This window comes from Alcanivorax sp. (assembly GCF_040118815.1).
Lineage (GTDB): Bacteria > Pseudomonadota > Gammaproteobacteria > Pseudomonadales > Alcanivoracaceae > Alcanivorax.
Genome location: NZ_JBEDTC010000021.1, coordinates 134,724 through 158,149 on the forward strand (window position 1 = coordinate 134,724; position 23,426 = coordinate 158,149).

The 23,426-nt window shown below is 56.6% G+C and carries 20 protein-coding genes; 14 read left to right on the forward strand and 6 right to left on the reverse strand.

Annotated elements, in window-relative coordinates; all coding sequences use genetic code 11:
- Window positions 1-134 precede the first annotated feature (134 nt).
- The 6 genes from rpsA to ABNH18_RS15965 all read left to right on the forward strand — a co-directional run bounded on the left by rpsA (window position 135) and on the right by ABNH18_RS15965 (window position 4,996).
- Window positions 135-1,817: a 30S ribosomal protein S1 gene (gene rpsA / locus ABNH18_RS15940; protein ID WP_349383780.1), complete on the forward strand. Its 1,683-nt coding sequence runs from the start codon at window positions 135-137 to the stop codon at window positions 1,815-1,817.
- Window positions 1,818-1,884: 67 nt separating this feature from the next.
- Complete coding sequence (ihfB, locus tag ABNH18_RS15945; protein ID WP_349383781.1) at window positions 1,885-2,235, forward strand: integration host factor subunit beta; 351 nt, start codon at window positions 1,885-1,887, stop codon at window positions 2,233-2,235.
- Between the two features lie 42 nt (window positions 2,236-2,277).
- Entirely contained in the window at window positions 2,278-2,508 is a 231-nt protein-coding gene (locus tag ABNH18_RS15950; protein WP_007148948.1) for a lipopolysaccharide assembly protein LapA domain-containing protein, read from the forward strand.
- Complete coding sequence (lapB, locus tag ABNH18_RS15955) at window positions 2,505-3,674, forward strand: lipopolysaccharide assembly protein LapB (RefSeq protein ID WP_349383782.1); 1,170 nt, start codon at window positions 2,505-2,507, stop codon at window positions 3,672-3,674. Before ABNH18_RS15950 ends, lapB begins: the two co-directional genes overlap by 4 nt.
- 169 nt (window positions 3,675-3,843) lie before the next feature.
- Window positions 3,844-4,539: an orotidine-5'-phosphate decarboxylase gene (gene pyrF / locus ABNH18_RS15960; RefSeq protein WP_349383783.1), complete on the forward strand. Its 696-nt coding sequence runs from the start codon at window positions 3,844-3,846 to the stop codon at window positions 4,537-4,539.
- A gap of 94 nt (window positions 4,540-4,633) precedes the next feature.
- Complete coding sequence (locus tag ABNH18_RS15965; protein WP_349383784.1) at window positions 4,634-4,996, forward strand: ComEA family DNA-binding protein; 363 nt, start codon at window positions 4,634-4,636, stop codon at window positions 4,994-4,996.
- A gap of 61 nt (window positions 4,997-5,057) precedes the next feature.
- On the opposite strand, the gene ABNH18_RS15970 is transcribed toward ABNH18_RS15965, so the two are convergent.
- Both ABNH18_RS15970 and ABNH18_RS15975 read right to left on the reverse strand, forming a co-directional pair.
- Entirely contained in the window at window positions 5,058-6,440 is a 1,383-nt protein-coding gene (locus ABNH18_RS15970) for a succinylglutamate desuccinylase/aspartoacylase family protein (protein WP_349383785.1), read from the reverse strand.
- 56 nt (window positions 6,441-6,496) lie between these two features.
- Window positions 6,497-8,374 (reverse strand): ATP-binding cassette domain-containing protein, encoded by a 1,878-nt coding sequence (locus tag ABNH18_RS15975; protein ID WP_349383786.1) that lies wholly within the window; start codon window positions 8,372-8,374, stop codon window positions 6,497-6,499.
- Between the two features lie 312 nt (window positions 8,375-8,686).
- Here ABNH18_RS15975 and ABNH18_RS15980 point away from each other — a divergent pair, with 312 nt between their 5' ends.
- Together ABNH18_RS15980 and ABNH18_RS15985 are read left to right on the forward strand one after the other, a co-directional pair.
- Window positions 8,687-9,805 (forward strand): sterol desaturase family protein, encoded by a 1,119-nt coding sequence (locus ABNH18_RS15980; RefSeq protein ID WP_349383787.1) that lies wholly within the window; start codon window positions 8,687-8,689, stop codon window positions 9,803-9,805.
- Between the two features lie 86 nt (window positions 9,806-9,891).
- Window positions 9,892-10,299 (forward strand): SMI1/KNR4 family protein, encoded by a 408-nt coding sequence (locus tag ABNH18_RS15985; protein ID WP_349383788.1) that lies wholly within the window; start codon window positions 9,892-9,894, stop codon window positions 10,297-10,299.
- A 208-nt stretch (window positions 10,300-10,507) separates the two neighbouring features.
- On the opposite strand, the gene trmY is transcribed toward ABNH18_RS15985, so the two are convergent.
- Entirely contained in the window at window positions 10,508-11,110 is a 603-nt protein-coding gene (gene trmY, locus ABNH18_RS15990; protein WP_349383789.1) for a tRNA (pseudouridine(54)-N(1))-methyltransferase TrmY, read from the reverse strand.
- A 698-nt stretch (window positions 11,111-11,808) separates the two neighbouring features.
- Between trmY and ABNH18_RS15995 the strand changes: the two genes are divergently transcribed.
- The 3 genes from ABNH18_RS15995 to hmuQ all read left to right on the forward strand — a co-directional run bounded on the left by ABNH18_RS15995 (window position 11,809) and on the right by hmuQ (window position 14,992).
- Window positions 11,809-12,987, forward strand: coding sequence for a hypothetical protein (locus tag ABNH18_RS15995; protein WP_349383790.1), 1,179 nt, complete (start codon window positions 11,809-11,811; stop codon window positions 12,985-12,987).
- Window positions 12,988-13,605: 618 nt separating this feature from the next.
- Complete coding sequence (locus tag ABNH18_RS16000) at window positions 13,606-14,592, forward strand: transposase (protein WP_349383791.1); 987 nt, start codon at window positions 13,606-13,608, stop codon at window positions 14,590-14,592.
- 97 nt (window positions 14,593-14,689) lie between these two features.
- Complete coding sequence (gene hmuQ, locus ABNH18_RS16005) at window positions 14,690-14,992, forward strand: heme-degrading protein HmuQ (RefSeq protein ID WP_349383792.1); 303 nt, start codon at window positions 14,690-14,692, stop codon at window positions 14,990-14,992.
- A 155-nt stretch (window positions 14,993-15,147) separates the two neighbouring features.
- On the opposite strand, the gene mscK is transcribed toward hmuQ, so the two are convergent.
- Window positions 15,148-18,510, reverse strand: coding sequence for a mechanosensitive channel MscK (gene mscK, locus ABNH18_RS16010; protein WP_349383793.1), 3,363 nt, complete (start codon window positions 18,508-18,510; stop codon window positions 15,148-15,150).
- A gap of 387 nt (window positions 18,511-18,897) precedes the next feature.
- Between mscK and ABNH18_RS16015 the strand changes: the two genes are divergently transcribed.
- The 3 genes from ABNH18_RS16015 (at window position 18,898) to ABNH18_RS16025 (ending at window position 22,101) form a co-directional block, all read left to right on the forward strand.
- Entirely contained in the window at window positions 18,898-19,929 is a 1,032-nt protein-coding gene (locus ABNH18_RS16015) for a phospholipase C/P1 nuclease family protein (protein WP_349383794.1), read from the forward strand.
- A gap of 100 nt (window positions 19,930-20,029) precedes the next feature.
- Window positions 20,030-21,397, forward strand: coding sequence for a peptidylprolyl isomerase (locus ABNH18_RS16020; RefSeq protein WP_349383795.1), 1,368 nt, complete (start codon window positions 20,030-20,032; stop codon window positions 21,395-21,397).
- Window positions 21,397-22,101 (forward strand): hypothetical protein, encoded by a 705-nt coding sequence (locus ABNH18_RS16025; protein ID WP_349383796.1) that lies wholly within the window; start codon window positions 21,397-21,399, stop codon window positions 22,099-22,101. The genes ABNH18_RS16020 and ABNH18_RS16025 overlap by 1 nt, the downstream gene beginning before the upstream one ends.
- On the opposite strand, the gene ABNH18_RS16030 is transcribed toward ABNH18_RS16025, so the two are convergent.
- Both ABNH18_RS16030 and ABNH18_RS16035 read right to left on the reverse strand, forming a co-directional pair.
- On the reverse strand, window positions 22,008-23,009 hold the full coding sequence (locus ABNH18_RS16030; protein ID WP_349383797.1) for a PA2778 family cysteine peptidase: 1,002 nt from the start codon (window positions 23,007-23,009) through the stop codon (window positions 22,008-22,010). The genes ABNH18_RS16025 and ABNH18_RS16030 overlap by 94 nt on opposite strands.
- Window positions 23,009-23,404: a PA2779 family protein gene (locus ABNH18_RS16035; protein WP_349383798.1), complete on the reverse strand. Its 396-nt coding sequence runs from the start codon at window positions 23,402-23,404 to the stop codon at window positions 23,009-23,011. Before ABNH18_RS16035 ends, ABNH18_RS16030 begins: the two co-directional genes overlap by 1 nt.
- Between the last annotated feature and the right edge of the window lie 22 nt (window positions 23,405-23,426).

A 23,426-nucleotide genomic window follows, 5' to 3' on the forward strand; every position in this document is an offset into this window, starting at 1 on the left:
TCGCGGGGTTACTCTGTGTTAAGCGGCCGATCTGCTCAACCCTGAAAAAGTAAGCCAGCTGGGGAAGGGCGGATCTCATCTATTGACTAACCCATGTCTGCTGGTTGGCATGTGCGAAAACTTGAGTGAATTTCATGACTGAATCTTTTGCTGATCTCTTTGAAGAAAGCCTAAAGGACCTGGACGTTGCCCGTGGCTCCATTATCAAGGGTACTGTTGTATCCATCGATAGCGACTGGGTAACCGTTAACGCAGGCCTGAAATCCGAAGGCATTATTGCCCGTGAAGAATTCCTTAGCGAGGCAGGCGAGCTGGAAATCGTCGAAGGCGATGAAGTAGATGTTGCCGTAGACGCCATCGATGATGGTATGGGCTTCACCCGTCTGTCCCGTGAAAAAGCCAAGCGCGCCGAAGTTTGGGGCGAGCTGGAAAAAGCTTTCGACGAAGACGAGATCGTAAAAGGTATGATTTCCGGCAAGGTGAAGGGTGGCTTCACTGTCGATATCGGCCCGATCCGCGCCTTCCTGCCTGGCTCTCTGGTAGATATCCGTCCGGTTCGCGATGTTGCGCATCTGGAAGGCAAAGAGCTGGACTTCAAGGTCATCAAACTCGATCCCAAGCGTAACAACGTGGTGGTTTCCCGTCGTGCGGTGATGGAAGCAGAGCACAGCGCAGAGCGCGAGCAGCTGCTGGAATCCCTGCAGGAAGGCATGGAAGTCAAAGGTATCGTCAAGAACCTGACCGACTACGGTGCTTTCGTAGACCTGGGTGGTATCGACGGCCTGCTGCACATCACCGACATGGCCTGGAAGCGCATCAAGCATCCGAGCGAGATCGTTGAAGTTGGCCAGGAAATCGACGTTAAGGTACTCAAGTTCGACCGCGAGAAGATGCGTGTTTCCCTGGGTCTGAAGCAGCTGGGCGAAGATCCTTGGCACGATATCGTTGGCAAGTACCCAGAAGGTACTCGCGTGAAAGCGAAGGTAACCAACCTGACCGATTACGGCTGCTTTGCCGAAATCGAAGAAGGTGTGGAAGGCCTGGTTCACGTTTCCGAAATGGATTGGACCAACAAAAACATCCACCCGTCCAAGGTTGTAGAGATCGGCGACGAAGTGGAAGTGATGATCCTGGACATCGACGAAGACCGTCGTCGTATCTCCCTGGGTATCAAGCAGTGTCAGTCCAACCCGTGGGATGCCTTCGAAGAGAAGTACCAGAAAGGCGAGCGCATCAGCGGCAAAATCAAGTCCATCACTGACTTCGGCATCTTCATCGGCCTGGAAGGCGGCATCGATGGTCTGGTTCACCTGTCTGACATCTCCTGGGAAGAGCAGGGCGAAGACGCCGTGCGTAACTTCAACAAGGGCGATGAGCTGGAAACCGTGGTACTTTCTATCGACGCAGAGCGCGAAAGAATTTCCTTGGGTATCAAGCAGTTGACAGATGATCCGTTTGCTCAGTATGTTGCTGCTAACGACAAGGGCACAATTGTTAAGGGCGTAGTGAAAGCAGTCGACGCGAAAGCGGCCATTGTTGAGCTGGCTGAGAACGTTGAAGCCACCCTGCGCGCCAGCGAAATCAGCCGCGACCGCGTTAACGATGCGACCGAGGTTCTCAAGGTCGGTGACGAGGTGGAAGCCAAAATCACCAACGTTGATCGCAAGAACCGTGTCCTTAGCTTGTCCATCAAGTCCAAGGATCAGGCGGATGAGCGTGAAGCCGTCGAAGGTCATCAGGAGCAGCAAGACGCGAATGCTCCGAAGACCATTGGTGACTTGATCAAGAAGCAAATGGAAAGCAGTAACGAGTCATAAACGGCTCCTCCCGGGGGCCGGCATCGCGCCGGCCCCACTGGGCTGGGAGCCCAGGGAGTAAGCGGTAATGGCATTAACCAAGTCCGAACTGATTGAGCGTATTGCCGACCGGCAAGCGCAGCTGTCCCCCAAGGATGTGGAGCTGGCAGTTAAAACCTTGATCGAACAAATGGCCGATTCCCTGGCCGGCGGTGGTCGCATTGAAATTCGCGGCTTCGGCAGTTTTTCCCTCCATTTTCGCGCCCCGCGAGTGGGTCGCAATCCGAAAACCGGTGCCAGCGTCGAGCTGCACGGTAAATACGTTCCTCACTTCAAACCTGGCAAAGAGCTCCGTGAGCGCGTCAATGAATCGCTGACAGACTCAGGCGAAGATGTTGATAATAACGGCAGTAACGGCAATCAAGCTGCCGCCAGTTAGTGTTGCCTGGCTTTCGAGCCTGGCCAGAAAAGGACGTTCACGATGCGAAACCTTTACCGGATTCTGGTAATTCTGGCCGTTGTGGCCATTTTTCTTGTCGCTTTCCTCTTTGTTACCAGCAACCGTGACTTGGTAATGATTGATCTGTTGGTGGATGCCTGGCAGTGGCAGGTCTCACTGGGCGTGCTGGTGGTCTCTGTGCTGGCCATCGGCTTGTTGCTCGGCCTGTTGGCCGGGGTCGGTCTGCGTGGCATCAAGGGCTTGTTTTCATGAGCGAATCGTTGTGGCTCATTCCCCTGTTTTTTGTGGCCATTTCCGCCGGTTTTTTTATGGGGCGGCGCGAAAGCAAACGCCGTCAACGTCGCCGCATGGCGTCCCTGTCCAAGGATTATGTGGCGGGCATCAATTTCTTTCTCAATGAAGAGCCGGATAAAGGCATCGAAGCGCTTCTCAACAGCCTTGATGTGAGCGAAGAGGGGCTGGAGACCCATCTGGCCCTGGGCAAGCTGTTCCGCAAGCGGGGCGAATTTGACCGTGCTGCACAGCTGCATACCCACCTGCTTGAACACGGGGATTATGGGCGGCCGGTGCAGGAAGAAATTCAGCTGGAACTGGCCCAGGATTATCTGGCTAGTGGCATTTTCGATTTGGCTGAGCAGGTGCTGCTGGAAATGCTGGATCAGGATTGCCAGGCCAAGGACGCAGTGTGCGAACAATTAATGGGCCTGTACGAACAGGAACGCGATTGGGTGAACGCCATCAGTATGGGCGAGCGTCTGCTCAAGAACCGCGCCAACCTGGCGCCGGTGCTGGCGCAGTTCTGCTGTGAGCAAGCAGAAAATCTGCGTCGCGACGGTGATATCAACCCGGCCCGCCGCATGCTGCGCCGGTCGCTGTCATTCGATAACCAGTGCGTCCGCGCCAGCCTGGCAGAGGGCGATCTGGAAATGGCGGAATCTAACTGGGGCGTTGCGATTGATGCCTTTCAGCGGGTTTGGACCCAGGATAGCGATTTCTTCGATGAAACCCTGGAGCGCCTGCGCCAATGTTTCCAGCACCAGGAAAAAGAAGAAGACTTTATCCAGATGCTGGCCGACTACAGTGCGGAAAAACCCAGCACCACGCGTATTCTTTTGCTCTCGGAAACGCTTAAAGAGCGTTATGGCGACAAGGAAGCCGCGGATTTTATTCGCGAATACATGAAGGCCAACCCGTCAGTGCGTGGGCTTAACCGCATCATCGACATGAGCCTGGCCAGCACGGCGGAAGGTGAAGCCCGTGAGCATCTGGACATGCTCAAACAAGTGTCGGATAAGCTGCTCAACGATAAAAGCCTCTACAAGTGCCGCCGCTGTGGTTTTGAAACGCCGCTGATGCAATGGCGCTGCCCGAGCTGCAAGCGTTGGGGCACCATCAAGCCGGTGGTGAAAGAGGTATAGAGGGAAACCCAGAAGCGAGTTTCGAAGATCAAAGGCTAAACCCGCACGTGCCTCCGGAGTTTGTCTTTCGCAACTCGAAGCTCGAAACTCGTCACTGTTTGAGCATTCTTGAACCGCTTTTGCGCAGCGCCTACCATAGCTCCGCCTACCATCACCCAGGATCTCTGCCATGCCTATTTCCAGCCCCGTTATTGTCGCTCTGGACTACCCGGATGCCGCACAGGCCCTGTCTATGGCCCAACAACTGGATCCAGGCAAAGTACGGGTAAAGGTGGGCAAGGAAATTTTTACCCGCAGTGGGCCGGCGGTGGTGGAGTCGTTGCACAAGCTGGGTTTTGAGGTGTTTCTCGATCTTAAATTTCATGACATCCCCAATACCGTGGCGGGTGCGGTTGCCGCGGCGGCGGACATGGGGGTGTGGATGGTGAACGTGCACGCGAGTGGCGGGCAACGGATGATGGAAGGCGCCGCCAATGCCATTGCCAATCATGCCCAGCGCCCGCACCTGATTGCTGTGACAGTGCTGACCAGCATGGATGATAGCGACCTGCAGCAGGTGGGCGTGGTGGATGTGCCCAAGGTGCAGGTGCAGCGCCTGGCAGAGCTGGCGAAAGCCTCGGGTATGGATGGTGTGGTTTGTTCTGCCCAGGAAGCGGCGATGCTGAAACAGGCCTGCGGACCCGCCTTCGAGCTGGTAACGCCGGGGATCCGCCCGGAAGGAACCGAGGCGGGCGATCAGCGTCGGGTGTTAACGCCGGTGCAGGCACGAGACGCGGGTGTGGATTACATGGTCATTGGCCGGCCCATCACCCAGGCCGCCACACCTACGGACGTAGTCGACGCTATATTACACAGCCTGACATAGCTTGCTTACAGTGCCGCTCGCCACAGGCGGATAACAGCGGCGCTGGCCCCTCTCTAAGGTGGGCTCTCCATTCAAAAAGAACCGGAGATCTCACATGCAAAAACGTTCCCTGGCGATTCTGCCCTTCCTGATGGCACTGGTCATGCCGGCTGTAGCTGTTGAGCTGCAGCCTGCGCCCGCCGCTGACACCCTCAAGACTGCGTCTGCCGAACAAGCGGATAAGGCCGTGTCGGGTATTGCGGCTGCCAAGGTAGAAGGCGAGGCCGCCATCAATCTAAACACTGCCAATATGGCCGAACTGGAAACGCTGCACGGGGTTGGTCCGAAAACGGCCCAGGCGATCATTGATTTCCGTGATAGCCAAGGCGGTTTCACCAGCCCGGATCAGTTGCTGGCCATTAAAGGCATTGGCGAGAAAACGCTGGCGAAAATGCGCGATCAGATCGTGGTGCAATAGCGAGAGGGGCCGATTGCTGCGCGGGAACAGCATCCCGCGCAGCGATTCGTAAAATGAATAATCAGGGGTGAGGTTCGTTGTCTTCATCGTCCTGATGGTCGACAGCGCTGAGGTCGTCGGCACGGTCCACGTCCCGTTCAGGTCGTGGCGCCTTGGGAGGTTCGGGTTCGCCGTCTCCTTCCGACTTTTCGTCTTTATCCCCTTTGTCTCCTTTGCTTTCTTTTTCCTTGCTGGCTTTTTCCGCCTGGGCTTCCACTTCCTCGGTACTCTTCTCTTCACCGATGCGGAAGGCCGCAAAGCCGGCGTGGACCACTTGATTCACAGCCATGCCCAGCACACGCCCGTTATACGGGGCGATAATGGCGCTGCCGGTATTACTGATCGGGTCGGTGACGGTGCCGAGGATCTGGCCCTTTTTCACTTTGTCGTTGAGTTTTACCTCAGACAGCAGAATGCCGCCCTGGCCGGCGCGAATCCATTCTGATTCGAAGAACACCGGCTGCGGGGCGCTCCAAAAGCGGCTGGCCTTACGCATCTCCAGGTTTTCCAGCAGGGTTTCGATGGCCTGCACGCCGTAGTTCACGGCCTGGGTTTCCAGCCGGTTCGGGCCGCCCGCTTCCATGGTCACGGCGGTAATGCCGTCTTTTACCGCCGCATCGCGGAGCATGCCGCTTACGCCTGGGCTGTGCAGTACGGTCATGCCACCAAAGTGCTTGGCAAAGGCCACCACGTCCTGGTTATCCAGGTCGGCGCGTAGCTGAGGGAGGTTGACGCGTTTCTGGGAACCGGTGTGCAGGTCTACCAGGTAGTCACAGTGGCTGACGATATTGCTGAACAATGAAGAGGCCACGCGGCTGGCGGCGCTGCCATTCTTGTTACCGGGAAAATAACGGTTCAAATCACGGCGGTCGCTCAGGTAACGGGTGCCGCTGCGAAAGCCGTCCAGATTGACGATGGGAACACCGATCACGGTGCCGGCCAGCTGGTCCGGTTCCAGTTCGTACATGAGCCGGCGAACCATCTCGATGCCATTCAGCTCATCACCATGGATGGCGGCGGTGAGACACAGCTTGGGGCCGGGTTTGTCGCCGTGGGCGACCAATACAGGCACTGGTGTGGCAATGGACGCAAACGATTGATCTGGCGTCCAGTGCAGGGTGGCAAAGGTGCCCGGTTCCACCGTCTGGCCTAACAAGGGGAGTGGTGACGGTTTTTCCGGCTCAGCGCCCGCGCTGGGGCTCTCTGAGTCAGCGTCGCCCTGTTTGCTCTCACTGCGATGCGGGGCTTTGTTGGGCGTATTGGCGTCAGTTTCCTGTTGCCGCTCCAGTGCCCGTTCTTCGTCTTCCACTTCGGTGGCCCAGACGGGCTGAGCCAAGGCGGTAAGCAGTGATAAGGCGAGCAATGACAGAGTGCCCAGAGTTATCCATGACAGGCGTTTGTGCACAAACGGCTCCTTGCGTGTCGTTTCCATGTGGTGGGGCGCGGCGCACCGCGCCCACGCTAACCCTGTTGGTCCAGCTCACTCCAGCGGGAGAAAGCCACTTCCAGCTGCTGCTCCAGCTCGCTTTGCTGAGCTTCTGCCGCGCCGATATCAGCCGGCTCACCCTTGTAGAAAGCGGGATCGGACATGCGCGTCTGTACCGCGTCCAGATCCGTTTCCAGCTGTTCAATACGAGCGGGTAATTGTTCCAGCTCTTGTTGATCCTTGTATGACAGCTTCTTGCGGGCAGGGGCAGGTTTTTCCGCTGCCGCCGGCTTGGCCGGTTTGACGGTTTTTTCCCGCTTGGGTTCCGGGCGCTGGCGTAACCAGTCCTGATAACCGCCCACGTAGCTGTTCAGTTCACCGTGCTCGAAGACCAGAGTGGAGGTCACCACGTTATCGATGAATTCCCGGTCATGGCTGACCAGCAGCAGGGTGCCCTGGTAGTTGATCAGTTGTTCTTCCAAGAGTTCCAGGGTTTCTGCGTCCAGGTCGTTGGTGGGCTCATCGAGCACCAGCAGGTTGAACGGTTTGGTGAACAATTTGGCCAGCAGCAGGCGATTACGTTCGCCCCCGGACAAGGATTTCACCGGTTGGCGCACCCGGCCCGGGTCGAACAGGAAGTCCTGCAGGTAGCCGATCACATGCTTGCTCTGGCCGTTCAGGTTGATGACATCGGAGCCTTCCGCCACGTTGTCGATCACGCTTTTCTCTTCGTCCAGAGTGTCACGTAGTTGGTCAAAATAGGCCGCCTGAAGCTGGGTGCCCTGCTTGACGGTGCCGGTGTCCGGGGCCAGCCGATCCAGCAACAGGCGAATCAGGGTGGATTTACCACAGCCGTTCGGGCCCAGAATGCCGATCCGGTCGCCGCGCATCAGGTCGATAGAAAAATCACGAACAATCTGTTTCCCACCCACGGCGTAGCTGATGTTGTCTGCTTCAACCACGATCTTGCCGGAGTTGTCGCTGCTCTGAATGGTCAGGCTGGCGGTGCCGGTGCGGCTACGACGCTGGGAAAACTCATCGCGCATGGCCTTCAGGGCACGTACTCGGCCTTCGTTACGGGTGCGACGTGCCTTGATGCCCTGGCGAATCCACTTTTCTTCCTGGCTGAGTTTCTTGTCGAACTCGGCGTTGGCTTTTTCCTCCGCATCCAGTGCGGCCTGCTTGCCGCTCAGGTACTTCTCGTAGCTGCCGGGCCAGCTGGTCAGCTTGCCGCGATCCAGTTCGATGATCCGAGTGGCCAGCGACCGGATGAAGGCGCGGTCGTGGGAAATAAAGACCAGGGTGGTGCCGTAGCTTTTAAGGAATTCTTCAAGCCACTGAATAGATTCCATGTCCAGGTGGTTAGTGGGCTCGTCCAGCAGCAGAATATCCGGGTCCTGCACCAGTGCACGGGCCAGCAGTACGCGGCGTTTCATGCCGCCGGAAAGCCCGGCGAACGACATGTCGCCGTCCAGGTTCAGCTTGGAAAGCACGGTGTCCACCCGCTGCGACAGCTGCCATGCCCCTAGCGCTTCAATCTCATCACTGAGTTCCTGAAAGCGGGCCAGTACCTTGTCATCACCGTCGCCCAGGTGGTGCACCAGTTCGGCGTGCTCGCTGAGCAAGGCGCCTTGCTCCCCCAGCCCTTCGGCCACCATGAAGTGCACGCTGTGTTCCTGGTCATCGGGCACTTCTTGTTCCAGGCGGGCTACACTCAGCCCCTGGGTCTTCTCGATCTGGCCGTCATCCGCCTGAATTTCTTCGGCGATGATCTTCATCAGGGTGGACTTGCCGGCACCGTTACGGCCGATCAGACACAGGCGCTCGCCTACGTCGATGGACAGGTTAACGTGGTCCAGCAGGGGGTGTTGCCCGTAGCTGAGCTGAATGTCGCGAAGGGTAATCAGTGGCATACTTTATAAATCCAGGCATCAGGCAACACGCAGCGCGCGACACGGTATAAACAGGACAATGGCAAGGCAGTGAGAATCAGTGCCTCGCGCCCGGGCCTTTAAGCGCGGAGAATAGCGGCCGGATAAGCGCGGTTTGTCCCGTGTTGAAGCGTGTCGCGGGCTGCGTGATGCATCTATCTAATTGAACGCGCAGTGTAGCAGCTTGTTACGGGCGTGTACTGGTACTTGGCGTCCGGCCACGGCAGCATGGCGGGACGTGGAAGCCGCTGTCAGCACGGTCTACAGCGGGAAGAATAAAGGAAGGGATGAACAATGTCGGAATTTCTGCGCGAACGCTATGAAGAAGTGGACCTGACCCCGGGGCAGGGCAAGATCACCGCGACGATCTCAATCGGGCTGGGGTTGCTGGCGCTGCTGGGGAGCTTTTGTTTCCTCTACCCGGATCTGTTTACCACGCCGGAGTTTCGCGTCTTCTATAATGCCGAGGTGCTGCGATGGATGCTGTTCGTGGGCATTGGCACCGGCTTTATCTGCGGCTTCTTCAGTGTTTTTCGCCATCAGGAGCGCCGTTACGGGATTATCGGCATGGTGCTGGCCTGCATGGCCGCCTTGATCGGCTCCGGGCGGCTGGATATGCCGCCAATGGATGGCCGCAGCCTCTATGCGGGGCTGGATTATTTCATTCTCACCTTGCTGGTACTCGGGCTGGTGTTTATTCCACTGGAGCGGGCTTACCCGAAGAATCCGCAGCAGAAGACCCTGCGCGGTGGCTGGATCACCGACATGAAGTATTTCCTGTTCAGCCATGTGGGATTGCAGTTGATCAGCTTCTTTACGGTTATCCCGATTCAGGTGTTTCTGCATAACAAGGTGGATATCGGTTTTCAGCAGGCCATCGCCAGCCAGCCCCTGTGGCTGCAATTTATCGAGATTCTGATCGTGATCGACCTGGGCAGCTACTGGATTCATCGCGCTTTCCACGAGGTGCCCTGGTTGTGGAAGTTCCATGCGGTGCACCATTCCACCACGCAGATGGACTGGCTGGCCTCGTCGCGCCTGCACGTAGTGGAAATCGTCGCGAACCGCTTTATCGGTTACCTGCCGATCTTTGTCCTCGGATTCTCGCCGTCAGCGGTGTACGCCTACTTGGTGTTCGTGTCCTTCCATGCGATTTTTATCCACGCCAATGTGCGTTTCCGGTTCCCCGGCGTTCGTTGGTTGATCGCCACCCCGGAATTTCACCACTGGCACCATTCCTCGGAAGACGAAGCCGTGGACAAAAACTACGCCGCCTTCCTGCCCATCTACGATAAACTGTTCGGCACTCTGATCATGCCCAACCGGCTGGCCGCCGAGTACGGCACCCGCGCCAGCACCCAGGTGCCGGAAGGGGTGGTCAAACAGTTCTTCTTCCCGTTCCGTCGGGGGTAAAACCATTTTCACCACAGAGGCGCACAGAGTTCACAGAGGCATGTCTCCGTGGGCTCTGTGTCCTTTGTGGTTAGCAAGGGTTTGATATGGACGACATAATCGACATGCTGCGCGAGCGCCATGATGGTGGTTTGGTCGCGTTGGAACTACCGGACGAAGACCGGTTAGTGGAAATTGAAGAGCAGCTGCTGATCTCCCTGCCGGGGGATTACAAAGAGTTCTTGCTCAACGCCAGCGACATCGTTTGTGGCAGCCTGGAGCCCGCCACCGTGATGGACGACTACGCCCACAACTTCCTCCCGGAAATGGCCGCCAACGCCTGGGACCAGGGCATGCCACGCTACCTGATCCCCGTCTGCGAAGCCGCCGCGGGCGTCTACGCCATGTCTCAGGAAGGCGAAGTGGTGCTTTGGGAGCCGGAGCAAGGCATCAACGAAGACGAGGTGTGGGGCAGCATCTGGCAATGGGCGCGTGAAGTGTGGCTGGACAGTTAATTAATAGTTAATAATGAATAATTAATAGCTAAACCCTAAACCGACCTGACGTAGCCGCTGTAGGAGCGCATCTTGAGGCGCGAACCGAGCGACAGCGAGGAAAAGCCGTTTCGAGTTACGAGAAGCGAGTTTCGAACCCCAGAACCCGAAACTCGTTCTGTTTTGTCTTTCGCAACTCGAAACTCGTCACTCGCTTCTCAACCCAGTACTATGCCCCCGCCAGATCCAGCTCATTATTAATCAGCACCACACACTGCGACGCAAACAGCATGGTCGGCCCCAGGCTGATCTTCTCCGTGCCCAGCCGCTTCAGGCTGTTGAAGCTCTTCTTTGGCATGGGGATGTGATCGGTGAGTAGAAAACAAGGTTTCTCGGCAAAGGTAAGCTCGCGGATGCTTTCGCCCTTGGGGTCCATCATGTAAAGCTGGTGGCCGTCTTCGGCCAATTCCTTCACCAGCTTTTCAAAGCTCTGCGTGCGCACGGTAATCCCACTCTCCACAGCCTTCATCTGTTCCTTGCCCATGCCGGCAGAAGCATCCAGGGCCCGCACCACCTTGGTCAGCAGTGCCTGCTCATGAAACCCGCCAATATCTCGCATCTCCGCGGCCACAAAGGTGATGGTGCGGGAGTAGTCCTGGGTGCTTTCCAGCACCAGATGCACCACCACATCACCACGGTGGGACTGGGCCACAAAGATCGCATTCATCAACGTATGCGCCAGAATCTCGCTATGGGCATCGCCGCCTACATTGGCAAGCAGTGTCTGGCTGTTGGTGGAGGCCGCGCGGGCACGGAGGACGAAGGTGCGCATGGGATTGGGCTCTGGAGAGTGTGGGCGTGATTGTACATCAGTGGCTGTGTGATCGTGGGTGTTCGCGCACTGAACCTGGCTGATCGGCCGTTTTCAGCGGAACGTTCCGCATAACTCGGGGGCTGAAATTCCAATATACTGATTTCAATCGATATTCTAGTGCCGGGGATTGGGGTAGCAGGAACGGAGTTCAAAGGAAGGTTCCTTTGAACTCCGTGTAGGACATTGGCTATTTCACTGTAAGTGATTGTTATGAGAGTATTTTGATATCTTTTGTGGGGCGGGTAGCTCGGAGTTATGCGGAACCGAGTTATAAGGAACGTTCTAACTAATACGCTGTTATACAAATGGAGATACATGTGCTTCGTAGCCAAGAGGTTTCAAGACTTACCAACCTGGTCAAAGACTCCTTTCGTATTAGGCCAAACCACAACCCAGACTACGTGGACGTATCTGGTCATTTGGAAAGGTTCCGGTCCAAGCAACACCAGATAGTATTTGGCCGAAGGGGGTCGGGGAAGTCGTGTCTTTTTGTCCATTTCTTAAACGACGAAAACGCTAGCAATGGAATACTGCCAATTTATATCGAGGGTGATGAGTTCAAGCGGCTTACGTATCCTGATCTTCTAGTCAGGCTATTGCTTCGAATATTTGAGAATATGCCCGCGGCTAGTAGCTCGTGGCGAAGATTGTTAAGAATGCCGAATTCGGTACAGAAGAACATCGACGATTTACGAAAAGTTCTTGCGCAAGCCGAAGAAGCCCAGGTCAGGCAAACTGATGGAAGAAATTCTGAACATGGTGGTGGTATTGAAAAGGGACCCGCCAAAGTTCATGGCAAGCGTTCAGATAGTCAAGAGAAACAAAGTGAATTCAAAGAGCAGAAACTTGATCATTTGGAGCGTTATCTCAGCGATTACAAAAAGTCACTTTCGGAATCCTTGGATGAATCCAAGTATGACTCAGCGTTTATACTACTTGACGACTTTTATCTTATACCAAGAAGTCGTCAGCCAGATGTCATAGACTACCTTCATAGGTTACTTCGTGGGACAAACTTTTACCTAAAAATAGGAACGGTTAGGCATCGGACATCTATAATAAGAAACGGTGAACAAACAATAGGTGTAGAGCTCCATCAGGACGTAGAGGAAATTAATCTTGATAGGACGCTAGAAGATTTAGAGGCCACCAGCGAATACCTCGGTGAGATGCTCGCCGCGCTATCGTACACAGCCGGAGTTGATAATCCAAAGGACACTCTTTTCAATCCCGACGCCTTTCACTCGTTGGTGCTAGCGTCAGGAGGGGTTCCAAGAGATTTTCTAAATATATTTGTTGAGGCAATTTCGGCGGCTAACGCAGATGACCAAGATCGATGGCTGACGCCAACCTATATTTGGAAGGGCGCAAGCAGACTCTCGTATCGGACGAAGTTGAATAACCTTAAGGAAGAAGCGAGTTCGGATTCTTCTCCATTAGAAAAAGTTTACCAAGATATTATCTCTTTCTGTTTAAGAGAAAAGAAGAAGACGGCCTTTTTGGTCTCTCAGGAACAAGCGCAAAAGTTGTTTAGTGTTCACGAACTGATCCTCCAGCTTATGGATTTTAAGCTTATCCATGTGGTTGAGCCAGATACCTCAGCTGCATCCGGAAGAAAAGGTAGGTTTGAAGCATATACGCTAGACTTTTCGTTATTCATGGAGCCTCGACTGAGGAACATAGAGCACGTTGAGTTCTGGAAAGTGGATTCGGAACGACGGCGTGTCGGAGTAAGAGAAGCTCCTGACTATGATCTAGCTCGTGCTCAAGAGGCTATAGATAATGATTTACAGCCCGATGGCATTGAAAATACGCTACGGGAGGCGAACTCTTAAATGTATAACAAATGCAGGCAAGTGACGCTCCTGACGTCGCGCACCTGCTGCAGGCGTTAAGAGGCAAATAGGTTGAGTGCAGAGGTAGAGCCATGGGTGAAAACAGCTAGCGATGTCTACGAGGATTGCATCGTTGGGAATCGCGATGGTCTCGTGCTGCTAAAAGAGTCCATTGACCTTGCTATAGCGGAAAACTCTGCTTCACCCAGTTACAAATCTGACTTCATTTCAGTGGTTTGCACAGAGCAACCATGGGATGAAACAGAAGAAGCCACACTGCCTAAGTGGCAGGAATGGGGGTTCAGGTCAGTGGTGTTACTGTGGCTAGGAGTGCTCCCACTATTGGGTATAGGACTGATATTTTCATGGTTCTTCTGAAAGCTCTTAACAAGCGCGTCAAATGCGACGCTGTAGTTCCCCCGCTTTAGCGTACATCCTTTTATACCCGTGTAGTGTATCAGCGGCCCGGGGTCTCCTGTTTCCCGTTGCTTAACTTCCAACAAAGTAACAGGACACGCATAAATTAGACGATCACTTACGCTCCGTTGATTGAATCGCTGATGGTTGGTTCTAGGTTCTGTCGTTAAGGTTTGTGTTATGGCAAGCAAGGAGGCGCCCATGACACAAGCCCGTTATTCTCAGGTCTCGCTGGACGAGACGCCCTATTACCACTGTATCTGCCGTTGTGTGCGGCGGGCCTTTCTTTGTGGTCAGGATCCTTACTCTGGTGAGAACTATGAACACCGCCGGCAGTGGGTGGTAGAACGATTAGCTATCTTGGTGGAGGCCTTCGCGATCGACCTTTGTGCCTACTCAGTCATGTCGAACCATTACCACGTGGTCCTGAAGGTCGACCGGGTGAGCGCTCAAGCGTGGTCGTCAGAAGAGGTAGCGGAACGATGGATGACGCTGTTCTCCGGGCCGCTGCTGGTTAAGCGCTGGCTGCGAGGAGAGACGGTCAAAGCCGAGACCCTGAAAGCGCGGGAAATCGTTGAGGGCTGGCGAACCCGGTTGTTTGATCTGGGCTGGTTCATGAAGTGCCTGAACGAGCACCTGGCCCGTAAAGCCAATGAAGAAGACCACTGCAAAGGCCGCTTTTGGGAAAGTCGTTATAAAAGCCAGGCCCTACTGGATGAGAAGGCGCTGTTGAGCTGCATGGCCTACGTAGACCTCAACCCGGTGCGGGCCGGCATAGCGGCCACCCCGGAAGACTCCGAACACACATCTATCCGGCAGCGCGCAGAGCGTTTTCGCAACAATGGCGTCAGCCAGGGGTTGCCGCGGCTTGTGCCTCTGGTTGATACGGATAACGCTGAAAAGAAAGACGCAGTAACGGTTTGCCGATTCCGGCTGATGGATTACCTGCAATTGGTGGATGCAACCGGCCGGGCGATTCGAGAGGACAAGCGGGGCGCCATTGACGCCAAGGCCGCTGAGATCCTTTCACGTTTAGGTATCGATCAAAGTGCATGGTTGCGGCACATGGCCCCTAGAAAACAGCGGGTACCTCTTGCGGTGGGTGCGATGACCCGCTTACGGGCTTTTGCTGAAGCAACGGGTCGACAATGGATATCGGGGCAGAAAGTGGCGTGTGCGTTGGGGTGAGAGGTATGATTTCATTTCTTTAAATTTATGCGTGTCCCCATTTTACTCTTCTCCCATTTTATTCGCTCTCAAACCCTGGAAGGACATCGAGACTTTTATGTTTATTGCTATGAACCGCTTCAAGATCAAACCCGGCTGCGAGCAGGATTTCATCGAGATCTGGAAAGGCCGCGACTCTCTTTTGAAAGATGTGCCGGGTTTCAAGAGCTTCAACCTGTTGCAAGGTGCCAGCAACGAGGAGTACACGCTGTTCTCGTCCCATGCGACCTGGGAATCGCAAGAGGCCTTTGAAGGGTGGACCAAGTCGGAAGCGTTCCGTAAGGCCCATGCCAATGCGGGGGCGCGCAAGGACATTTACCTGGGGCCGCCGCAGTTGGAGTGTTTTGAGGTGGTGCTGTAAGCCCTGATTTCCCGTAGGGGCGCCGCGGTTACCCAATCGAGTTGCGAGAAACGAGAAGCGAAAACCTGACTTTCCCAACGTCCAGATTTTGATTTTCGAAACTCGCTACTCGTCACTGTTACTCCACCGCGCCGCCAGCGATGCCCCTGCCGTGGTTAGCGCGGATCGCTGCTTTCATTGGACTTCCCGTCGTTGGCTTCCGGTGGCGGTGTGTTGTCGTCCCCATTACCTTCCTCTTCTGCCGAATGGGTTTCCAGATTTAGCTGGTCGCCGTTGCTATTGCGGATATGGATATCCAGCTGACTGAAGGCGATTTCCACGTCGTGTTCCCGGCACAGGGCGTCGATGTGACGGTTCATCTCGTCGGTGGCTGCCAGGCGGTCGTTGATGTCATCCACATGAACGCGTAGTTCATGGTCCAGGGTGCTGGCACCAAAGCCCATAAACAGTACGACAGGTTCCGGGTCACGTAGTACGCGCCGGTTCTCTTTTGCGGCCTGCAGCAGAATGTCGCGGCATTTCTGCAAATCGGAGCCGTAGGCGAAGCCGACTTTGAGAATGATCCGGGTCACGGTGTCGGAGAGGGACCAGTTGATCAGCCGTTCGGTGACGAACACCTTGTTGGGGACCAGAATTTCCTTGCGATCGAAGTCGATCAAGGTGGTGGCACGGATGCGAATGCGGCTGACGGTGCCATCCAGATTGTTGATGGTAATCACGTCGCCAATGCGGATGGGGCGTTCGAACAACAGGATGATGCCAGAGATGAAGTTGGCAAAAATTTCCTGAAGGCCAAAGCCCAGCCCGACGCCCAGTGCGGCTACCAGCCACTGCATCTTGTCCCAGCTCAGGCCGAGCGCGCCAAGCGTTAACATGATACCGCTGGCGACAATCACGTAGGAGAGCAGGGTGGTGGTGGCGTAGCTAGTGCCCTGGCGCAGGTCCATGCGCGACAGCACCAGCACTTCCAGCAAGCCGGGCAGGTTGCTGGCTAACAGGAAGGTCACGGCACCGATGACTAGCGAGGCAATCACGTCGCCAAGGCTGATGGGGGAGGTGGTGGCGGCCTGGCCGGCTCCTTCGGCGGTTTCCCACAGCACGATGTTGTCGGTATAGGCGAAGGCATGCAGTACGTCTGCCCAGACCCAATACACCAGCAGGCCGATTGCGGCCACCAGCGCCAGGCGGATCAGGCGCAGTGACTGCTGGTTGACCTGTTTCAGGTCCAGTTGTGGCTCTTCCACTTCCACGGCTTCGGCGCTGCTGGTGTCTTCTTTCTGTTCGGCTTCGCGTTGTGCGACGGCCCGTTTGTAAGAAAGCCGCTGGGCTGCCACGGCGAGGCCGCGCACGGCGGTGGCATCCAGAACGATCCACAGTGCAATCAGGTAGAGGCTGTAGATCATGTGCCCGGTGAGTCGTACCGATGTGTAGTAGTAACCCACACCGGTGAGCACGATCAGGGTGAGCGGGGCAAGAATGCACAGGCCGGTGGCCAGGGTCCTCATGGTGCGGCTGTAATGACGGCCGGGGTAGGACTGCGCCACCCAGGGCAGGCTCACCATGATGGTGATCATGGATGCCATCATGATCACCAGTCCGAGCCGGTCATTACTGAGCTGTGCTGGCCACTGATCACCAAACGCCACCAGAAAGGTAAGGGGGATGAGCGCCAGGCCGGTTACCAGCAGTCGCCGCCGCATTTGATGGTTGTATTCCATGCTCCAGCGGAAATGACGCTGGGCGATGCCATCGCTTTTAAGTAGGCGGTAGAGCACTTCGAATACCAGCCATAGCAAGGCGATCTGTGCCATGGCAGCGCCCATGACGCTGGTGAATGTGCCAGGTTGCACCCACAAGCCGGCGGCCAGCAGGCCAAGAAAAAGCGGGACAGGTGCCGCAATCAGAAAGGTGTACAGCAGGCTCAGGGGAGTGTGAGCCTGGCTATCACGGCGCAGGTACCCTACATCCTTGTTCATTTCGTCGATGCGGTTTTTGAGTTTGCTGCGTACCACTATTAGCAGCACTGCCGGGATGAGCAGCCCGATCAGCCAGACCCATTTTCGGCTAAACAGATCGCCAGTTCCCTCCCACAGGTCGCCCCAGGGCATGGTTTTAACCTGCTCCATGAGTTCTTTTGGCAGCTTGCCGAGCCATTCAAAACTCAGGGGCTGGTTGCTGGGCATCCAGAAGGTTTGTTCGGAAATGGTGTTGTGCAGGCTGCGGGTAATTTTGCGCAGCTGTTCATGGCTGAGCTGGGTGCGAGTGAGGATGGCCAGCTGGCGGCTGAGTTCCTGGTCCAGCTGGTCGTAAATGGCCAGGCGCTCTTCCCGGAGGATGGAAAAGGCCTGCTCCAGTGCCGGGCTCAGGGGTTTGTCCGCCTGGGCCTGTGAGGGCAGGTGTGCGTCATCCAGATCCTGCATGGCCCGTTCGATATCGAATTGGCTGAGGCGCGCGTCAGAAATATCCTTGTCCAGATTCAGTTCGCCCTGATCCTGGGGCAGGCTTTTTTGCTGCTCGTAAAGAATGCGTGACAGCAGCAAACTGCCATCGAGCATGCGAATCTGGTCGTTGACGGTGGAGGATAATGAACGTGCCTTGTCCAGTTCGGTCTTGGTGTTGACCGCTTCACGCAGCAGGCTGTTTACACTTTCGCTGGCTCCGGCCAGTTGTTCACGCAGGGCCCGGTTCTTGTCCATGGCTTTCTGGACCTGGGGGTGGTCCAGCACGCTTTGTGGGAGATCGGTTTCCGGAGAATTGGCGGTTTCTTCCAGTTGATTCAGGCGGCGCTCATTGATCAGTGGCTGCAGCGCATCCAGTTTTGCCTCAATGATGAGCTGTAGCTGCTTGTCTGTCTGTTGTCTCAGGCGGGCAATATCCTGTTGTTTATCGACAATGGCGAGTTCCTGGTTATAGCGCTCGATGCGTGATTCCAGGGCCTGCATTTCCGTGTTCAGCGTCCGTGTCTGCAATTCAGACAAGGCTTCGCCTTCTTCATCGACCCCTTGATTGAGGCGGGTGCGGATGACGTCCAGCCGGTCCATGGCTTTGCTGATTACGTTTTGGGCCTGTTCCGGCAGGGTCTGGGCGCGAGTCAGGTCGCTGTTGGCGTCAGCCAGATCTTCCTGATTGGCTTCCAGAGCATCCAGCTCGCTGACCAGGGCTTTCACCAGAGCGTCCAGATTTTTGCCTGCGTAGTGTTTTTCCCAATCGGTGTCCCGTTCCTGGCGCAGACGTGTGAGTTCGACGTTGAGACGTGTGCGTTGGCTGGCGGCCTGCTGGGAAAAGGTTTTCAGTTCCTTGATTTTTTCCTGGTTGCTGTCGATCTCCTGACGGAATTTCAGGGTCTCCTTGAGCTGTTTCTTGTCGGGGTTTTCCGTGCCGTCGGATTTTTTGTCACTGGTATCGGTGAGCTGCTTTTGCAGGTCGCCAACGCCGGGCAGGGAAAAGCTGCCGGGCTGCGCAATAGCGAGAACGGGTAGCAATATCAGTAGGACGAGAGGAAGAAGGCGTCGATCCATAACAACCAAGGCTCCTGAAAAGTGTTGAGGTCTTTGTATCACAGGGTCGGGATCATTGCTGTCCCGACAGTGCTAATCAGCGAAGTCGTTGGCGAACCACCGGGCGACGACGAGTAAGGGTTTATGGGCACGGGGGCCACCAGAACAAAACCCTGTCCATGTATTGTCACTTATTCATGGCAGGGTGTGCAGGTGCCCATTCTATACGAGGGGTGGGCATGGAGATGAAAAGCGGAGGCGGGCACTGAAGCAAAGACGCGATGTGTCCTGTCAGGAAATGTCCACTTTTTGTCCGTCTGAGCCCTTGGGTTGATATGCCTGCTTGTTTATTGTTTGATCAATAAATACAAAAATTTACATAATCACAATAACAGGAGGGGGACCCCCATGAAGACGCTTGCACTCACCGGCCTGCTGGCCGCGGCTGTTCTTTCATCGCCTGCCCAGGCGTTCCAGCAAATTACCCACAAGCGCATTGCCATCGATGCGGTGAACTACATGAAGGCGCACCCGACGACCACCGAGTACAACCGGCTGAAGAGCTGGGTGAACGCGGCCGGGTACAGCGTGGATCAGTTCGCTGAAGTGATCGGCCAGGGCGCCTACGACGTGGACGATTTCCAGGATACCTACCTGTGTGGCGCGGTCACCGGGGACTGCGTGTATGCGCCGGTCTTTAACGCCGGGGTCTCACTGGTGAACTACACCTCCTACTGGCATTTCCAGAACCATACCCGGGGCTCCGACGCGCACGGTAATGACCTGGGCGGCTATAACTACGACCTGCTCACCGTCTGGGGGGATATCGACAACATCGCCGCTGCTTGGCTGGTGGGTGACTACATGGATGATGGTAATGGTGGCATGACCGGCTGGTGCTTCTGGAGCTGTGCCGATGACAGCGAGTACAACACCTACGGCGTCACTGAAGCCAACTATCGCCAGGGCAGCACCTCCAGCAAGTCCATGTACGATGACTTTGAAGAAATGCCTTTCCAGCCCATCGATAATCTGGGGCAGTACTGGTACAGCCAGTTCCTCGCTAACCCCACCGCCCAGACTCTGGGTTTCGTGATGCACACCACCGACCTGTTGCAGCCGCACCATGTGTGGACCACCTCGGCGCTGAACCACAGCGGCTGGGAATCCTGGGTGGCGGATTACTATGACAGCGAAAATCTGAGCAACACTGCGCTGGTGGATCAGGCGTTGCTGGATTTCACCCCGCTGGCATCCAGTAGCAACGATATTCGCCCCTTGCTGACTGAAGGCGGAGCACTGGCCTACGGCAATGGCGGTATTGTGCTGTCCAGCACCGACCATGCGGATCGAGTGCAGGTGGCGCAGGTGGTGATTCCCCATGCCATCGCCATGGTGGTGCATGTGCTAAACCACGCTGCCGTGAAGGTTAATCCCTGATAAGACGTAACAAGCGGCATGCATCACGCTACACGTGCTTGATGGGTGTAGGGCGATGCGTGTCTGCGTTGCACTAACAACAAAATAGAGGAAAACGGCCATGGCATTACGTCGAGGGATGTTGGCCATTGGGTTAGCGGTTGTTGCGCTGGCCGGCTATGCCGGTTGGCAGCACTGGGGGCCGTTGCCCGACAGCGTGGCCGCGACAGTGGATAGCACCGTGATTCCGCTGGATACCCTGAATGTGTTTGTGGCTGCTGCCCATCGCAGTGAGCCTGATGTCAGCCGTGAAGCAGTGCTCAAAGGGCTGGTGGAAAACCGGCTGTTGGCAGCGGTGGCCCACAAGCATGACGACCCAGCCGGGCATGATCATGCCGACGCCAGTCGGGTGGGCTATGACGCACAGACCCGACATGAACAACAACGCTTCAAGCTGATTCGTACTGCCTTTGCCGATGCGCTGCGCGTAGCGGTGGAAGAGAGCGGCACGAAAAACAGCCTGGATTATCTTTCTGCGCCGCTGGTGCTGTCTGACGAAGCGCTGTCACCGTTGCTGAAGCTGGAGCAGGCGTTATACGCCACCATGACCGAGGCCCAGCAACACGCGGCCAGTCAGCTGGTGATTGCCCGTTACCGTTTTGACGAGGATCAGCCGGAACAAACGCTGACACTGTGGGACCTGTACCGCCGGCAGAATATTCAGCTGAAAGTCCAAATGCACAACCTCAATACCGGCTTTATCCGTGAGGCCATCAAGCAACAGCTCACCATGGAGTATGTCTTTTACTGGTTCGACCAGCACTCGGGTTTATCCGGCGATGCCATCGCTGCCGTGGATGACTGCATTGATGACGCCATGACCCGTGATGTATTGCTCCATGATCTGGGGCTGATGCACGATATCCACGACGATAACCCGCAGCTGCGGGCATTGGCGGCTGAAGTGAGCCAGGCGCAGATCGCTGCGTACTATCAACAGCACAAGGACGAATTCACTCGCGTGGAGCGCGTTCACGCCCACCACCTGCGGGTGAACAGCCAAGCCGAAGCCGACCGGATTTATGCCGAGCTGTTAAAAATACAGCAAGACGAAAGCGCTGACCCGGGCGAGGCGTTTGCCGATGCGGTGGCGCGCTACTCGGTCGCGGTTGACCGCGAACAGGGCGGGGCGCTGGGCTGGATCGACCGCGATAGCCGTGAGGATCACTGGATCCAGGCGCTGGCGTTTGTACAACCGGCCCAGCGGGTGTCGCCGCCGTTCCGTAGCCCGGCCACCGATAGTGCCCCTTATTGGGAGCTGCTCTGGGTGGATCAGAAAGAAATGGGCTATCAGCGTGTGGACAGTGAATCGGTGCGTTATCGGGCGGCCCAGGCCATTGCCCGGGAGCAGATGCAGCAGCGTTTCCAGACCTTGCTGGCGGAGGCCACCGAGGCGGCGTCGTTGCGAGTGAATCACGAGGTATTGTGATGTCTGTGGATGATCGCAAGACGATGCCGATAAGGCGGCATCAGCAACAGCGTGGCCTGTTGCGGTTGGCGCTGCTGGCTGGGTTGGCGGTGGCGGCGAGCGCCGGGGCCTACTGGCTTGTGCCGGAGGAGCCGGCGTCGCCGAGTGCCACGCATGAGGCTGTGGCAGGCCTGCCACAGCACCCGCAACCCAAGGCGGAAGCGGCGTCTACTCCGGCGGCGTTGTCGATGATTGATACGGTGGCGGAGCGCAGACTTCCCCCCCCCGATAATCGCAATGAACGCGATGGCTCAGCCGCGCCGACGCCCTCACCACAGGCGGTGGCGGCACTGCGCGAAAGCATGCGCAATGGCGATCCGCGCACGCCGCCGCTGGTGCGCAATACGGATTTACGCGAACCGCCCAGCGCTGCCGAACTGGCAGACCCGTCTCAGTATCAGCAATACGAAGCCCGCCAGAACCAGCAGGTGCGCGCGTCTTTCGTGGCGGCGGCCAATCGCAAAATGGCCGAGCTGGAAGGGCTGATCGCCGAGGGAAAGGCATTTGGCATTGCCCCTGAGCAACTGGAAGAAGGCATCGCCAAACTGGACACGCTGCGTGAGCAGCGCGATCAGTTGGTGGCGCAGCACCCTGAACTGGCCGCCGAAGAGGAGGCAGAGGGGGTAGAAGCAGCAGAGGGAGCCGGCGAGACGTCGCAGGACTGAGCACCCAGCTCACGGGCGCTGTCCTGAACCTCGCTATCGTTCGGTGATACCGACAAGGCCTGACAGATACTTTGCCGTGCCTGTTTGTTATCCCCCGCTGCCTGTTGCGCATAGGCCAGATTGTTCCAGGCGGCGGCCAGCTCCGGCGCATGACGCACTGCTTTTTCAAACGCGGTCCGTGCATCTTCCTGTTTATCTTCTGCCCAAAGGGCATTCCCGTAGCCGAACCATAGCTGCCCGCTTTGCGGGAAGGCGTCTACCGCCGCAGGCCAGAACGCGGCGCTATTGGGTAACGGTGAAATGGCCCGAAACAGGGCGTCGGGTTCGGCGCTGGCAGGGAGCTGGCCGGCTTCCACCAGTGTGAAACCCCATTGGTCGGCCCGGGCCCAAGTGCGGATAAAGCGGTTCCAGTGGGTGCTGTCGCTCTGGCTGGTGCCACTGTGCAGCACCACGGTATCGCCTTGGTCCTGGTAGCCGGTCACCACCGCGAAGTGCCATTTCGGCCAGCGGGGCAACGCCAGGTTTTGCATCACCAGCACCGGGCGGTTTGCCTGTAACTCTTGAAACAGCGCTTCGGCGGATTCCACCGGGTAGGCCATCAGGCCACGGCTGCGAGCTGCGGCGCGCAGCTCGATGCCCAGTGAGCCTTTGCGTTCCGGTAGCCAGACTTCGTCCACCAGTGCGTCTGCACTGACGTCTTTGCCAGCCCATTGCAGCATCATCGCCAAGGCGGCCGGGCCACACTGGTAGGCATCCTGGGGAACAAAGGGCACCACCACCTGTTGTTCGGTGTGGACAGTGGCGCTTTGCGGCGGGGGAAAACTCTGGCAACCGCCCAGCGTTAGCAAAACGGTTACCAGCAGGGCGGCCTGCTTTTTGGCAAACAGGCTGCGTAATGCCATTGCCATTAGTTCACCGGATCAATGACCGGGAAGACATCGGTGGCGCCGAGCAGATCCAGAATCACCAGCACCAGAATGATGGCGAGCACCACGCCCAGCACGCCTTGGCCGGCGGGCAGTTCTTCGGATTTCTGGGCCAGCTGTTGCAGTTCAGCATCGGTGAGACGATCGAGCCGCTGGCTCACCTGTTGTTCGTTTACCCCGTATTCGCTCAGGGCCTGGGCGGCCACTTTGTGATCCATCAGCTGCATCACCTGCTGCTTCATGGCAGCGCGGTCCTGTTGCTGGATTACGGTGTCATTACCAATCATGGCGGCCTGGGCCGCAGGTACGATCAGCAGCTGCATGAACAGCAGCATAAAGGCACTGATGATGCCGGTAACGCGCTTTGAGGTTGTCATGGATGCATCTCCTGATAATTGG

Bases quoted from the DNA above. Each gene is read 5' to 3' on its own strand.
- rpsA (WP_349383780.1), top strand. From the start codon at position 135: ATGACTGAATCTTTTGCTGATCTCTTTGAAGAAAGCCTAAAGGACCTG.
- ihfB (WP_349383781.1), top strand. From the start codon at position 1,885: ATGGCATTAACCAAGTCCGAACTGATTGAGCGTATTGCCGACCGGCAA.
- ABNH18_RS15950 (WP_007148948.1), top strand. From the start codon at position 2,278: ATGCGAAACCTTTACCGGATTCTGGTAATTCTGGCCGTTGTGGCCATT.
- lapB (WP_349383782.1), top strand. From the start codon at position 2,505: ATGAGCGAATCGTTGTGGCTCATTCCCCTGTTTTTTGTGGCCATTTCC.
- pyrF (WP_349383783.1), top strand. From the start codon at position 3,844: ATGCCTATTTCCAGCCCCGTTATTGTCGCTCTGGACTACCCGGATGCC.
- ABNH18_RS15965 (WP_349383784.1), top strand. From the start codon at position 4,634: ATGCAAAAACGTTCCCTGGCGATTCTGCCCTTCCTGATGGCACTGGTC.
- ABNH18_RS15975 (WP_349383786.1), bottom strand. From the start codon at position 8,374: ATGCCACTGATTACCCTTCGCGACATTCAGCTCAGCTACGGGCAACAC.
- ABNH18_RS15980 (WP_349383787.1), top strand. From the start codon at position 8,687: ATGTCGGAATTTCTGCGCGAACGCTATGAAGAAGTGGACCTGACCCCG.
- ABNH18_RS15985 (WP_349383788.1), top strand. From the start codon at position 9,892: ATGGACGACATAATCGACATGCTGCGCGAGCGCCATGATGGTGGTTTG.
- trmY (WP_349383789.1), bottom strand. From the start codon at position 11,110: ATGCGCACCTTCGTCCTCCGTGCCCGCGCGGCCTCCACCAACAGCCAG.
- ABNH18_RS15995 (WP_349383790.1), top strand. From the start codon at position 11,809: ATGCCGAATTCGGTACAGAAGAACATCGACGATTTACGAAAAGTTCTT.
- ABNH18_RS16000 (WP_349383791.1), top strand. From the start codon at position 13,606: ATGACACAAGCCCGTTATTCTCAGGTCTCGCTGGACGAGACGCCCTAT.
- hmuQ (WP_349383792.1), top strand. From the start codon at position 14,690: ATGTTTATTGCTATGAACCGCTTCAAGATCAAACCCGGCTGCGAGCAG.
- mscK (WP_349383793.1), bottom strand. From the start codon at position 18,510: ATGGATCGACGCCTTCTTCCTCTCGTCCTACTGATATTGCTACCCGTT.
- ABNH18_RS16015 (WP_349383794.1), top strand. From the start codon at position 18,898: ATGAAGACGCTTGCACTCACCGGCCTGCTGGCCGCGGCTGTTCTTTCA.
- ABNH18_RS16020 (WP_349383795.1), top strand. From the start codon at position 20,030: ATGGCATTACGTCGAGGGATGTTGGCCATTGGGTTAGCGGTTGTTGCG.
- ABNH18_RS16025 (WP_349383796.1), top strand. From the start codon at position 21,397: ATGTCTGTGGATGATCGCAAGACGATGCCGATAAGGCGGCATCAGCAA.
- ABNH18_RS16030 (WP_349383797.1), bottom strand. From the start codon at position 23,009: ATGGCAATGGCATTACGCAGCCTGTTTGCCAAAAAGCAGGCCGCCCTG.
- ABNH18_RS16035 (WP_349383798.1), bottom strand. From the start codon at position 23,404: ATGACAACCTCAAAGCGCGTTACCGGCATCATCAGTGCCTTTATGCTG.